The organism is uncultured Methanobrevibacter sp. (assembly GCF_902801725.1).
Taxonomy (GTDB): domain Archaea; phylum Methanobacteriota; class Methanobacteria; order Methanobacteriales; family Methanobacteriaceae; genus Methanocatella.
Genome location: NZ_CADCJB010000014.1, coordinates 1 through 13,156 on the forward strand (window position 1 = coordinate 1; position 13,156 = coordinate 13,156).

Here is a 13,156-nt window from a genome sequence, read left to right on the forward strand (position 1 = left end):
GTAATCTGCAATATTATCGATGTCAACTAATTCCTGTTCTCCGCTTATCATATTTTTGACGGTCACTTTGCCCTCTGCAAGGTCGTTGGCACCTATGATAATAATTTTTTCAACTTTAATCTTGTCTGCATAGTTCATGAGCTTCTTGAATTTTTTGCCGTTTAAATCAACATCCGCTTTGAATCCGTTTTGCCTTAGTGTTTGTGTAATTTCATATGCCTTTACTCTTACGTCTGCTGAAATTGGAGCCACATAAACGTCTAGATGTGAAGGCAATTCTTCCTTGTCGGTAAGCTCTTCAATTGCGTTCATCAGTCTGTCGAAACCTAATGCGAATCCTGTTGATTCCACTTCCTGACCTCCAAAGAGTTTCACGAGGCTGTATGATCCTCCTCCACAGATTTGCTTTTGGGCACCGAGCTCAGGAACATAGATTTCGAATACTATTCCGGTATAGTAGTCAAGGCCTCTTGCAACTCCAAGATTTAGAGTATAGTTTTCAACCTGGAATGCTTCAAGGAGTGAGATTAATTCTTTAAGTTCTTTCAATGCTTCTTTTGGTTCGTCGTAAGGTTCAATCAATTCTTCAACTTCACCAATTATTGATTTGTCTCCAACAAGGTCAATCAATTTTAAGAGGATTTGATTTAATTCGTCATTGTCGATTACCGGCTCGTCTCCGCCCAATGATTCGATTAGAAGGTCTTTGTCTCCCTTGTCGATGACGACCATAATTTCCCTTTGGGTTTCGGTTGAAATTTCGAAGTGCCTGAACAGTCCTCTTATTATGCCGAGGTGGTTTATGTTGACGTCTGCGGTGGTGATTCCCAGTGATTTGATTGCATCTGAGCACAGTGCAATGACTTCAGCCTCTCCCTGAGGGGTTTTGGCACCGATCAGTTCACATCCGAACTGCCAGAATTGTCTGAATCTGCCTTTCTGAGGTCTTTCATATCTGAAACAGCTTCCGTAGTAATAAAGTTTGATAGGTTTTACGGCTGTTTTTTCAAGTTCATTCAAGTATAATCTTGCAACTGGAGCGGTGATTTCTGGCCTTAATGTCAATTCTCTGTCGGACTTATCCTTAAAGTTGTATAATTGATTGACAATTTCCTCTCCAGATTTTGTTGTAAATAAGCTTAATTCTTCAAATAATGGGGTTTTGATTTCTTGATAACCGTAACTTTCAAATACTTTTCGTAAGGTACTTTCTGCCTGTTTTCTTTCACGCATTTCTTCAAATAAAAAGTCTCTTGTACCTCTTGGTCTTGTAAATTCCATTTTTACTCTCCTTGTAAATAATATATTATAATTTAACTATGTATGTACAAAGTTATATAATCTTTGTTAGTCAATTAAATAATATATGAAAATTAAAGGCAGTACAAATGTTGTAGGTTTGATTGGTCACCCTGTGGAACATAGTTTTTCACCGCCAATGCATAATGCGGCTTTTGATGAATTGGGTCTGGATTATGCATATGTCGCTTTCGATGTCAATCCGAATGATTTGAAAACAGCGATTGAAGGAGCCCAATCCTTAAATGTCAGAGGATTTAATGTTACCATTCCCCATAAGGTTAATGTAATGGAATATCTGGACGAACTGGATGAGGTGGCGGAACTGATAGGTGCCGTCAATACAATTGACTTTAAAAGTTTGAAGGGTTATAACACTGATGGGATAGGTGCGGTAAGGGCAATTGAAGAGGTTTCTTCTATTAAAAATAAGAATGTGGTCATTGCCGGTGCAGGCGGAGCGTCAAGGGCGATTTCATTTTACATAGCTAAATACGGCGCTGAAGCAATTACAATTTTAAACAGAAATGAATCAAAAGCTCAAAGCCTGGCAAGCGATGTTTCCAATTCAAATCTGATAGATTCAGTTAATTCAGATTCCATTGGAAAGATTGCAGATTATGTAAATGATGCCGATATCCTAATTGACACCACTCCGTTAGGCATGCATCCCCACGTTGACGATGAACCGATTGTCAGAGCAGAAGAGATGCATGATGATCTGGTTGTATTTGATGCTGTATACAATCCAAATGAAACAGTACTTCTAAAGGAAGCTGTTAAAGCAGGAGCAAAGCCTGTTTATGGAATTAAAATGCTGCTGTATCAGGGCGCTGAAAGCTTTAGGATTTGGACAGGAAGAGATGCTCCAATTGATGTAATGGAACATGCGCTCAATCAATTTTTAGGAAGATAATATGGATTTTATGTTTGACATTTCAGGGCTTGCGGCTGAGGAGGAGAAGTTTTCCAATTCCAAACGGGATGTTTTAAAATTTCTCAAGATTATCGGTGTGGACACCCGTTTCATTTCATACACTCCTGAAAAAATCTATATCAACAACCTGCGATTTTCAAAGTTCTCAAGGACTCGGGAAGCAACATTCAACAGGCAGTATCCTGAAATAGAAATTGTAAGAAACAGCCTTTTTCAAAAAATCTGCGCCAAATCGGCTAAAAAGTTGACATTGGACATAAAGCCAAATTCAAGGATACTGATGGCTGAAGACAATTTCATTTGTGAAGTGTTGCTTGAGCCTTATACTCGTAAATATGGTGTTGAGCTGGTTTATGACGGCGATTATGATTTGATTGTCAATCCTACTGTTTTGGATGATGAAGTCAACAATATCTTTTCAAGTATTTTTGCAGGTGACGGAATAGAGTTTAGAGGCGATTCCAATGAAATTTATCCTCTAATCAATGTGCCTCTGGAATGGATCAATACATTTCTTCAAATGGATGGCCGAAGCAATATAGAAAGGGCTAACAGTAATGACCTTGCCATTTCCTTTTCCAGGTTTCTGGATGATGTGGCTCCACAGTATAAGGAGAATGTCGTTAGTGCTAGCGAGTATATTGCAGATAAAATTAATTCAAAAGCTGAATAGGGATACCTGTTTATCAGTTTTCTTTTTAGGTTCCTCTTCAGAATCCTTTTTGTTTTCTTCTTTTTCTGGAATTTTTTCTTCTGGTTCTGGAACTTCTTCTTTAGGAGGTTCTTCAACAATTTCCTCTTCCGGTTCTGGAACTTCCAATGGGAGGGAATCTTCGATTATCTCTTCTTCAGCTTCAGGAATTTCTTCAGGTGCATTCATCATCTGATTTTGAAGCTCTTCAAATCTTTTGTCACGTTCTTCAACCCTCATTTGAGCCTTTTTCTCTTCCATCTTTTTGATAACTTTTTTAGGTATCTTCTTTTTCCTGAATCGCTTTATTTCGTTTTCCTCCAACTCCAGAAAGTCGGAAATTTCCCATGCGAGCTCATCATTTTCAAACATTATTTCAAGGTAAGGAAACATTGAAATAGCAATGGAATGTGAAATATGCATCTTTTCTGACATCTTTTGAGCTAGGTCATCCCTTAAATTTCTTTTTCCTCTATTTCGGCCCATCAGAGTGAATATTGTTGGGGTCTGTATTTTTGTGAATTTTTTATAGGTTTCCTTTTTGGAACTGCTCACTCCAATTCCCATGAAGTCACTTGCATATTTCCAATATCCGTAATTTCTGCTGTTTTGAGCTCTTCCAAAGTATAAATCAGCTTTAGCAATATTTTCATAAGCCTTTTTGATTTCGTTTTTGTTTGAGTATTCCCTTGGAATGTTTTCTGCAATGTATTCCATAACAAGTGTAGGGTCTTCATCAACTCTTAAAGCCTCTCTTACATGCTGAGGATTTTTGCTTTTCAAAACACCGGTTATTGCATTGAAAATATCTGACCTGTCATCCTTTGTTCTCAGGTCTTCAACATCCTTCGGCTCAAGCACTGTTTCCTTATCGGATAGTGACTGCAGTGTATTTATTGCAGAACGCATGTCTCCATTTGATTTTTTTGCAATTAAATCCAGAGCTTTCGGATTGGCCTTGACTTCTTCTTTTTGAGCTATTTCCTTAAGGGCTTTTCTAATGCTTGGGCTTCTGACTTTAGGCATTTTAATAACTGTACATTTAGGCTTAATGGACTGAAGACGTTTTGAATAAAAATCATTGGCTATCAATATCATAGGATGTTTGGAATTTTTGATTATGTCTCCAATGGCCTTTACGCCTCCACGGTCATTGGTTCCGTGAATTCCGTCTACCTCATCCATTATGATAAGCTTGTATTCGTCACCGAAAAGTGACCTTGAAGAGGATGATTCTCCGATTGTGCTTTTTATCACATCCTGTGAACGCTTGTCACTTGCATTAAGCTCAATATGTTCTGAGAATTCCTTTGCAATAACTAATGCAAGGGTTGTTTTCCCGATTCCTGGAGGTCCGACCAAAAGCAGTGGAGTTTGCGGATTGCCCTTTTTCCAATTGTCAACCCAATCTATGATTATTTTCTTCTCTTTATTGTTACCAACCACTTCATCTAAGGTTTGTGGCCGGTATTTGTCTGTCCATAACATTTCCATACCTTAGATAAATTTGGTTAATAAAGCTTCAAGTTGAATTCTTGGATTTGCTCCTTCCCTTATTCTAAAATCGCAATCTGCTATTGCTTCAATCAAATCAATATAAAAATCAGGTTCCATTTTTCCTTCAGATACTCTTTTGGAAACCTCTGAATAAATTTGGCTGACCATGTCCTCTCCGCTTGTTCCCTGCAGAACCATGGTTTCTCTTAGAATATTCCTTGCACCTAAGAAATCGCCCATCAGTGCTTTGTTAATCATGTTGCCGATGTCTTGAGGTTTTGCTTTTGAAACAACTTCGTATACTGATTCTTCAGTTATTGCTTCTCCTTCGCTTGCAGCTGCCTGCAGGACATTGACTGCCTTACGCATGTCCCCTTCCGCAAAGTAGACTATTGTTTCAAGACCTTTGTCATCAGCTTCAAAGCCTTCATTTTCACAGATGAATCTTAGTCTTTCAGCAATTTCTTCACCTTTTATTGGTGCAAATCTGAATATGGCACATCTTGACTGGATAGGATCAATAATTTTAGAAGAATAGTTACATGAAAGAATAAATGATGCAGTTTTTGTATACATCTCCATTTCACGTCTTAAGGCATGTTGAGCATCTTTTGTCATGTTGTCCACTTCATCCAAAAAGATTATTCTGAATGGGGCGCCAACAGGTTTTAGTCTGCAGAAGTTTTTGATGTTGTTCCTTACGGTTTCAATTCCCCTTGCATCGGATGCGTTCAACTCAAGGAAATTTTGCCTCCAGTATTCGCCAAGGATTGATTTTACAAGTGCCAATGCTGTTGTGGTTTTACCAACACCGGCAGGGCCTGTAAACATCAGGTTAGGCATGCTTCCTTCGCCTACATATTTTTCAAGCCTTGAAATTATCTGTTTTTGTCCTACAATGTCTTCTAATGTTTGCGGTCTATATTTTTCTACCCATGGTCCAGTCATTAAATCACCATTTTCATACTGTAAAATGATATGTTTTTTGTTAATAATTAACTTTTTGTTAATGTTTTTATATTTGAAAATGTTATATATAATTCAATTGAGAGAGTGTATGGAAAGTAATCTCTAAAAAAATCAAGGTGTAAAAAATGAGAGGAACATGGAAACTTAGATTAAGAATGATTCTGACATCTGTACTCATGTTTACAATTGTTTATTTCCTTATTTTTCTTGTAGGACATTATTTGGGAATAAGCAGTTGGAAATTATACGCAGGTGTGAGCTTAGCTATCGTATTTTTACAGTATTGGTTCGGTCCAAGCATTGTCAAACGTTCAATGAATGTAAGACCTTTGTCTGAGACTGAAGCTCCTCATATCCATCAGATGGTTCAGGAATTGGCTGATGCGGCAGGAGTTCCAAAACCTGAAATAGGATTGTCTGAAATCAACATTCCTAATGCATTTGCTTATGGAAGAACAAGCAGAAGCGGACATATTGCAATTACCCGTCCAATTTTGGGTTTGCTTGACCGTGATGAGTTAAAGGCAGTATTAGGTCATGAAATGGGCCATATTAAACATAATGACATGGCTGTAACAGCAGCAGTAAGTGTAATTCCAATGATTTGTTATTATCTTGCACTGTCCTTCATGTTTTCAGGAGATAATGACAACGGTGCGGGAATCATAATAGGAATATTGGGTTATCTATTTTATCTATTGGGTCAGCTATTGGTACTGTTCATTTCAAGAACCCGTGAATACTATGCTGATGCAGCGAGTGTGGAATTCGGTAACCGTCCGGCAGCTTTGGTTTCAGCCCTTTATAAGCTATCATATGGCGCTTCAAGATGCAGCAAAGAAACAATCGATGAAGTCAATACCAACAGGGCATTCTTTGTGAATGATGTTAATAATGCACAGCATGATATCAACGACTTCCAGCAAATCGACTTTGACGGTGACGGAAGAATATCTGATGAGGAATTGAGAAAACTTGCAAATTCCGAAATTAAAATTTCAAAAACAAATGGAATTATGGAATTGCTGTCCACTCACCCTGATTCCTTAAAAAGAGTAAAAAGATTGGCAGAAATGGAAGTTTAGGTGTAATTATGAAAATGATTTTGGATGAACGTGGCAAAAAGTATATCTTGAAGCCTGGTCAGGAATTTCAAAGCGATTTGGGAATAGTCAAGGCGGAAGTTTTGGATGATGCTGAAATTGGTGACGAGGTGAAAAGCCATCTTGACCACACATTTAAAATCGTAAAACCTAATATCAATGATTTCATTGACCTGATGGATCGAAGATGTTCAATTCTGATTCAAAAGGATATCGGCCAGGTATTGGCTCATACGGGTTTGGGTGCAGGTTCAAGGGTTGTCGATGCCGGAACTGGTGCCGGAGCCATTGCACTTAATTTTGGAAATGTCGTCGGACCTGATGGTAGGGTCTTTACTTATGAAATACGTGAGGACTTTGCTGAAGTCGCCCGCAAAAATATTGAAAACTTTGGAATTGAAAACATTGAAGTCAAGAATCAGAATATTAAGGATGGAATCGATGAGGATAACCTTGATTTGATTTTCCTAGATTTGCCTAAGCCGTTTGAAATATTTGAAGAAGTAATGGATTCTTTAAATGTTGGCGGATGGCTTGCTGTTTACGCCCCATATATTGACCAAGCTGAAATTTCATATCGTATAGCCAAAAAATTAGGTTTTTATGATATTGAGATAATTGAACTTTTGGAACGTGGATTGGAAGTTCGAACTCAAGGCGTTAGGCCTAAAACACGTATGGTTGGCCATAGTGGATATCTGATGTTTGCAAGAAAATTATAATTTCTTTTAACTTATCCACTCATCTCTTTTTTTATTTCTTTAAAAGCCTGTGAAGCTTCCGGAATTGGGAACAGAGGGTAAATGTGAAACAGTCCAGGACCTGTGATTAATCTTGCTTCTACACCTTTGCTTTTAAGGTCTTCATAGTATTTTTTTATGTCTTTGTAAAATATTTCGTTGTCTCCTGCAAAGATTAGCGTTTTTGGTAGATTAGTGTTGTCTCCAAAAATAGGACTGACCCTATAATCCGTAGTATCCAAATCTCCCGCCCAGGATTTTCCGATTTCCCTAAGACCAATTTCTCCTAAAATCGGATCATTTTCACTGTCATATGGGGGGTTGCTCATTGAAATGTCTACCCATGGTGAAAATACGATGATATTGGATGGCTGCGGCAAATCAATTGATTTTAAGTATTGGCAGAATGATAAAACAAATCCTCCTCCTGCCGAGTCGCCCATCAATGTGATGTTTTGATGTGTTTGAATCAGTTTTTTGTAAAATTCGGTAATCCTCTCAAAAGTTTCCATTGATTTATGCAAAGGAGCGAGTGGGTAAACGGGTGCAAGTACATATGCATTCAATTTCCTTGATAGTAAATAGCAGAATAAGTAATGCTGCCAATTTATTTCATTTACATATGCGCCGCCATGTACGTATACGATTATATTTTTGGAATTTTCATCTCCAAAAGTAAAGACTTTCATGCCGTCAAAGTCTGTGCTTTTGAAAATGCTTTTTACGGGTTTCTCATTAATTTTTGATTTTTCCGCTAAAAACTTATTTATCATCTCCTGATTGTCCATATAATCAGGTTTTGTCATATTTAAGATGGTTTCGGCAAATTTTGAAATTAATGATTTTTGGCTCATCCGTATTCTCCAAATAAAGTGCTGCTGTCAATAAGATGTTTGTAAAAAAAGAATTAAATAGGAATAATGAAAATTATTCCATAAATATTGCAGGTTTGTAAGGCATTGCATTTTTTGCCTTATTTTGCGGATCATATGAGTCATCGGTGTGAACAATAACTTCATTTCCACATTCTTCCTTAATGTAGTCAAGCGCATCGCTGAGAATTTCCTCCTCATTGATTTTTCCGATGTATCTTGTTTTGGTTATTTCTTTACCGATTTTTTTAGCCACCATAGCTATTTCCTTTTTGTCATCGTAAATGTTGGCTCCAATGGCTCTTCCCATAATTTGACCGATGTCAGGCTTTCCGACTTCATCTGCTATTTTGTATAAATCCCATTTCCAGTCAGGAGCAAGATAGATATGGATCTTTTCAACTTCATCTCCGACCATTTGCTTGATGTGTGCAATGTCCTTGATGATGTTTTCAACTAGCTCTTCTGATTTTTCAATTTCTGGATTTACTAATGATTCGTCATATTCAGGCCAGCTTGCTTCACTTACAAATCCTTCTCCACCATAAGCGGACCATAATTCCTCTGAAGTATGAGGGGTGAACGGTGCAAGGAGTCTTATCCAGTTTTCAAGCACTGTTGATAAAACATAAATAATTGCAGGGTCCTGTGAGTCAATTAAATGTTTAATTCTGTATAGATAGTGGTCTACATCTTTTTTAAGTAAGAATAATGAGTCCTGTAAAGCTTGTCTGGTTTGGAATACTTCTAAAGCTTCAGTAGCGTTTTTAACATGTTGGTTCAATTGGCTTAGCATCCATATATCGATTGTTCTTGTAAGTTCGACTTTTTCAATATTGCTCAAGTCCAATGGGGAACCTTTTATCTCTTCAATTTTTGCTGCAAATTCTCTAAACCATTCAAGTCTTCTTTTGGTTCCTAAAACTTCTTTTTCTCTCCAATCGAAATCTTGCCATGGTTCTGCAGAAGCCATCAGGAATAATCTCACTACGTCAGCGGTATAATCACGAATTGCATCTTTTAAAAGGATAACATTACCTTTTGAAGATGACATTTTATTTCCTTCCAAAAGACCCATACCGAATACAACGGTTCCTTTAGGCCATTTTTCCTTTGGATAGATTGCACTGTGGGCAAACATTAAAAAACTTAAGTGGTTTCCAACAAGGTCTTTAGCGGATAATCTCCAGTCAAGAGGATACCAGTAGTTAAATTCGTCCTGAATTTCCTTGACCTTTTCGGCAGGCACGGTAATGTCCCCGGAATCCTTATTCAAAAGCACCTTGTCAAAGAATGCAAGATTCAAATCATCCGGATTCATATCTCTTAGGTATTTGGCTATTGAATAGTAAGACATGTAGATTGTAGAATCTGTTAAAGGTTCAATAAGCCATTGGTCGTCCCAAGGGAGTCTGGTTCCAAGTCCAACTTTTCTGGAACATGCCCAGTCATCTAACCAGTTGATGTAATACTCGAAGTTATTTTTAATTTCTTTTGGAATGACTGTTTCGCCTTCAAGAACTTCCAAAGTTTTCTCAGTCCATTCCTCATTACCGTATTTCATGAACCATTGGTCATCCATAATCTTGACAACACAGTTGTTTCCGCATCTGCACACTATTGGCCTTTCAGCGAAATCGTACATGATTGTGGCCATGTTTTCAGAAATTAATTTTTCTTTTAACTCTTCACGGGCAAATCTGACTTTCATTCCTCCAAAATCAGGTATGGATTCGATGATTGTACCTTTACTGTGCTGCTGTTTGTAGAGTTCATTGGTTGCTTCGTGGAGTTTTTCATCGTTCTGGTCGGTGATTCCTAAGCGTTCAATGATGTCAGCAGCAGGAATTTCGCCATAGCCTTTAAGGGTACATACAGGAATAGGTTCGACATTTTCTATAATTCCCTCTAAATTATATTTTCCTATCAATTCAGCATTGTTTTTTAAGTCTTTTAGGGCAATGTAGTCTGCCGGTGCATCAGCAGGTTCTGAAAATACGACTCCACTTCCGTAGGATGCACTTACAAAGCTTGCAGGGAAAATTGGCAATTCATCACCGGTAAATGGATTGGTTGCCATTTTACCAATCAATTCGTTGGGATCAATTTCGGAAATAATTTTCAAATCTTTGATTTGGTGTTGCAAATTGTAGTGAGCTTCTTTTGTAATTACCCAGTTTTCGCCTTCTGCATCAACAAGAACATATTCGACATCAGGGTTTAGCCAGATGTTGGTTGCTCCGACGATTGTTTCGGGTCTGAGTGTTGCGGTAACCAAAATTTTATCTCCAATTGGGAATTTCAAGAGAGTTAATTCATTGACGCCTACTCCTTCACCTTCAAGTAAATCATGGTCTCCTACAGGGTTGTCACAGTTTGGACAGTATTTTACTGGGTGTTCTCCCCTTTCAACTAATCCTTTTTCATGCAAAGTTGTAATCTGCCATTCGATGAATTTTTTATAGGTCGGGTCGATTGTTCTGAATTCCCTTCTCCAATCGATTGAATATCCCATTTCTTCCATTACTTCATGGTATTCAGTAGAAAAGTATTTTACAATGAATTCAGGGTCTTCCAGTTTTGGTAAAGTTTCTTTTGGAACTCCATGAACTCTTTCATACAAATCAAGAGTCCAGGGATCTTTTCTTTTAATCCTATCGGCGATACCAATAACAGGAGCACCAGTTACGTGCCATGCCATTGGGAATAATACATTGTAACCTTCCATTCTTTTAAATCTGGCATATACATCAGGTACTGTGTATGTACGACCATGACCTATATGCATTGCTCCACTAGGGTATGGGAAAGCTACTGTAAGAAATAGTTTTTCTCTCTCGTCCGGGTTTGATTCAAATAATTTTGCATCTGCCCATTTTTTCTGCCATTTTTTCTCGATATTTTCGCTCACTAAATCACCATTATAATATTGTTTTTTCAGGACTTTCAGGAACTTTACTTTTGTGTTCGCTCCTAATGACTTTTGCAATAATCATATCAACATCATCAATTGAAATATCTAATTTTTGAGCTATTTCAGTATTCTTCATGTCTTTTTCAGTATAAAGATATAGAATTTCATCAAGCAAAGCATAGCTCATTCCGATTTCATCCTCGTCAGTTTGATTTTCCCATAAGCCTGCGCGAGGAGGTTTATTGAGTATTTCTTCGGAAATATTCAGACTTTCACTTAATTTAAAAACTTCGCTTTTGTATAAATCTCCAATTGGTTCCATATCACATGCGCCATCTCCATGTTTTGTAAAATAACCAATTAGAATCTCACTTTTATTACCTGTTCCAATAACGAGGTAATTCTTGAAATTTGCATAATAATAAAGGGTTGACATTCTAATTCTGGCTTTCAGGTTTCCGATAGCCAAATTGTCATTGTCAAGTTGTGTAACGGATAAAAATTCATTTAATATGCTGTCAATAGCTATTTCTTTATAATCAATTCCTAAATGCTGTGCTATTTGGATTCCATGAATTTTATCTTCGGTCGGTGTTGTGCTGGATGGCATAACGATTCCAAAGACTCTGTCAGGTCCAACAGCTTCACATGCAAGGTATGCTACTAGGGTGGAGTCAATTCCTCCACTAAGGCCGATAGCTATTCCATCGCTGTTTGCCTCACTGACTTTAGATTTTATGAATTCAACAATGTCGGACTTTGTTTTTTCTAAATCTATTTTTGGAATTTCGCTCAAAATTTCACCAATCTTTATCGTTTATACAGTAATTAATATGTAGTTATTAATTTATATAATATTGTATGTCAAATGTAAATCTTATGTGTGAAAAATCATTTTCCGAAGCTGACCAGAAAATAGTTGACAGGCTTATGGAGCTTCAGCAGGCATTGATTGAGGGGGATTTGGACAAATTGGATGGGATGATTTTGGATGTGGATGATTTCATTAATGTGATTGGAAAATATCAGTCTAAAAGTGAATTCATATCTCAGATAAGAGATGACACATTAACATATTCAAATTTCGATATACTTAATCCTACTGTATTGTTTGACGGAGATAATTCCGCTTCCTTGATAGCCAATATAAGGATGTCTGTTGAAATTAATGGGAAGGAACTCAGAGTCATATCCAATTCAGTTGTCGGTTTTGAAAAAATCGACGGAAAATGGAATATCTGCAAATGGGAAAACTAATCTTTTTTGCTTAAAATTTCGGTCAAATCATCAATTTTTTTATTCATGGCTTCAGTATTTTCTTTGAGTTGCTTAATTTCATCTTTTAAATCTTTGTTTTCATCTTTAACCATTTCTATATGTTTACGCAAGGTACTTCTGGTTTCTTCTTCTGGTTGGCGCATGTATAATGCAGACATTGCCGCTGTAAAAACGCTGATGAACAAAACTCCAATTACGATTGTGAGCATTCCGATTACTCTTCCTGCGCTTGTTTGGGGTGTAAAATCCCCATATCCTACGCCGGTAATTGTTACCAGATTATACCAGAATGAATCAAAGACGGACTTAAAGGATTCGTCCAGAATAACTAGGATGATTGAAGATATTACCATATAGACTACTAATATGACTGTTAATGTTCTAAGCAATTGATTTTCCACGAAATAGTTGAATGAATAGACATTGGTCTTTTTTATATTTACTACCCTGATTACCTGGAAGAATTGTATTATTCTAAATGCTCTGAATAATGTCAGATATCTCAGGAATATGAAATTGAATGGAATAATTGAGATAATATCTATTATATGCTCTTTTAAAAATTCTGATTTGCTGCAATCCCTGTCTTTATATTCAAAAAGCAGATTAATTCCAAGCAGGATACAAACGAACAAATCAAAGTATGCCATGAATGCTATATCATTAGCCGGCAAGTTAAAAATACTAATCGCTACAATGAAAATTAAATCTATTACGATTAGCAATATTAAAAGCAGATTTTTAAATTCCACTAATTTTTCATTTTGGGTAATGTCTTGAATGTCCATATTATTTTCCATATTTTTTGTTATTATTTTTCAAATTTTTTGTTAATATATTTTGGCAGAGTCTGTCA

The 13,156-nt window shown here is 36.9% G+C and carries 12 protein-coding genes; 5 read left to right on the plus strand and 7 right to left on the minus strand.

Features of this window, described 5'->3' with window-relative positions:
• Nucleotides 1-1,281: histidine--tRNA ligase (gene hisS / locus QZV68_RS04115; RefSeq protein WP_296878870.1), on the minus strand; the 1,281-nt coding region annotated here is incomplete at its 3' end.
• 85 nt (nt 1,282-1,366) lie between these two features.
• Here hisS and QZV68_RS04120 point away from each other — a divergent pair.
• Nucleotides 1,367-2,215 carry a shikimate dehydrogenase gene (locus QZV68_RS04120; protein WP_296878872.1) on the plus strand — a complete coding sequence of 283 codons (849 nt, stop codon included), beginning with the start codon at nt 1,367-1,369 and terminating at the stop codon, nt 2,213-2,215.
• Between the two features lies 1 nt (nt 2,216).
• Nucleotides 2,217-2,909 (plus strand): ATPase, encoded by a 693-nt coding sequence (locus QZV68_RS04125; RefSeq protein ID WP_296878874.1) that lies wholly within the window; start codon nt 2,217-2,219, stop codon nt 2,907-2,909.
• On the opposite strand, the gene QZV68_RS04130 is transcribed toward QZV68_RS04125, so the two are convergent.
• Both QZV68_RS04130 and QZV68_RS04135 read right to left on the minus strand, forming a co-directional pair.
• Entirely contained in the window at nt 2,895-4,415 is a 1,521-nt protein-coding gene (locus tag QZV68_RS04130) for a replication factor C large subunit (protein ID WP_363136942.1), read from the minus strand. The two genes, QZV68_RS04125 and QZV68_RS04130, sit on opposite strands and share 15 nt — an antisense overlap.
• Nucleotides 4,416-4,424: 9 nt before the next feature.
• Nucleotides 4,425-5,372 carry a replication factor C small subunit gene (locus QZV68_RS04135; protein WP_296878878.1) on the minus strand — a complete coding sequence of 316 codons (948 nt, stop codon included), beginning with the start codon at nt 5,370-5,372 and terminating at the stop codon, nt 4,425-4,427.
• A gap of 146 nt (nt 5,373-5,518) precedes the next feature.
• Between QZV68_RS04135 and QZV68_RS04140 the strand changes: the two genes are divergently transcribed.
• Both QZV68_RS04140 and QZV68_RS04145 read left to right on the plus strand, forming a co-directional pair.
• Complete coding sequence (locus QZV68_RS04140) at nt 5,519-6,478, plus strand: zinc metalloprotease HtpX (protein WP_296878880.1); 960 nt, start codon at nt 5,519-5,521, stop codon at nt 6,476-6,478.
• Between the two features lie 8 nt (nt 6,479-6,486).
• Nucleotides 6,487-7,218, plus strand: coding sequence for a tRNA (adenine-N1)-methyltransferase (locus QZV68_RS04145; RefSeq protein WP_296878882.1), 732 nt, complete (start codon nt 6,487-6,489; stop codon nt 7,216-7,218).
• An 11-nt stretch (nt 7,219-7,229) separates the two neighbouring features.
• Here the strand turns inward: QZV68_RS04145 and QZV68_RS04150 are convergent, their stop codons facing one another.
• From QZV68_RS04150 to QZV68_RS04160, 3 genes are all read right to left on the minus strand, one after another.
• Nucleotides 7,230-8,090 carry an alpha/beta hydrolase fold domain-containing protein gene (locus QZV68_RS04150; RefSeq protein ID WP_296878884.1) on the minus strand — a complete coding sequence of 287 codons (861 nt, stop codon included), beginning with the start codon at nt 8,088-8,090 and terminating at the stop codon, nt 7,230-7,232.
• Nucleotides 8,091-8,163: 73 nt separating this feature from the next.
• On the minus strand, nt 8,164-11,019 hold the full coding sequence (gene leuS, locus QZV68_RS04155) for a leucine--tRNA ligase (protein WP_296878886.1): 2,856 nt from the start codon (nt 11,017-11,019) through the stop codon (nt 8,164-8,166).
• A 10-nt stretch (nt 11,020-11,029) separates the two neighbouring features.
• Nucleotides 11,030-11,818: an NAD+ synthase gene (locus tag QZV68_RS04160; RefSeq protein ID WP_296878888.1), complete on the minus strand. Its 789-nt coding sequence runs from the start codon at nt 11,816-11,818 to the stop codon at nt 11,030-11,032.
• A gap of 65 nt (nt 11,819-11,883) precedes the next feature.
• Between QZV68_RS04160 and QZV68_RS04165 the strand changes: the two genes are divergently transcribed.
• Complete coding sequence (locus tag QZV68_RS04165) at nt 11,884-12,279, plus strand: nuclear transport factor 2 family protein (RefSeq protein ID WP_296878890.1); 396 nt, start codon at nt 11,884-11,886, stop codon at nt 12,277-12,279.
• Here the strand turns inward: QZV68_RS04165 and QZV68_RS04170 are convergent.
• On the minus strand, nt 12,276-13,100 hold the full coding sequence (locus tag QZV68_RS04170; RefSeq protein WP_296878892.1) for a potassium channel family protein: 825 nt from the start codon (nt 13,098-13,100) through the stop codon (nt 12,276-12,278). The two genes, QZV68_RS04165 and QZV68_RS04170, sit on opposite strands and share 4 nt — an antisense overlap.
• Nucleotides 13,101-13,156: the final 56 nt, after the last annotated feature.

Bases quoted from the DNA above. Each gene is read 5' to 3' on its own strand.
- QZV68_RS04120 (WP_296878872.1), top strand. From the start codon at position 1,367: ATGAAAATTAAAGGCAGTACAAATGTTGTAGGTTTGATTGGTCACCCT.
- QZV68_RS04125 (WP_296878874.1), top strand. From the start codon at position 2,217: ATGGATTTTATGTTTGACATTTCAGGGCTTGCGGCTGAGGAGGAGAAG.
- QZV68_RS04130 (WP_363136942.1), bottom strand. From the start codon at position 4,415: ATGTTATGGACAGACAAATACCGGCCACAAACCTTAGATGAAGTGGTT.
- QZV68_RS04135 (WP_296878878.1), bottom strand. From the start codon at position 5,372: ATGACTGGACCATGGGTAGAAAAATATAGACCGCAAACATTAGAAGAC.
- QZV68_RS04140 (WP_296878880.1), top strand. From the start codon at position 5,519: ATGAGAGGAACATGGAAACTTAGATTAAGAATGATTCTGACATCTGTA.
- QZV68_RS04145 (WP_296878882.1), top strand. From the start codon at position 6,487: ATGAAAATGATTTTGGATGAACGTGGCAAAAAGTATATCTTGAAGCCT.
- QZV68_RS04150 (WP_296878884.1), bottom strand. From the start codon at position 8,090: ATGAGCCAAAAATCATTAATTTCAAAATTTGCCGAAACCATCTTAAAT.
- QZV68_RS04165 (WP_296878890.1), top strand. From the start codon at position 11,884: ATGTCAAATGTAAATCTTATGTGTGAAAAATCATTTTCCGAAGCTGAC.
- QZV68_RS04170 (WP_296878892.1), bottom strand. From the start codon at position 13,100: ATGGAAAATAATATGGACATTCAAGACATTACCCAAAATGAAAAATTA.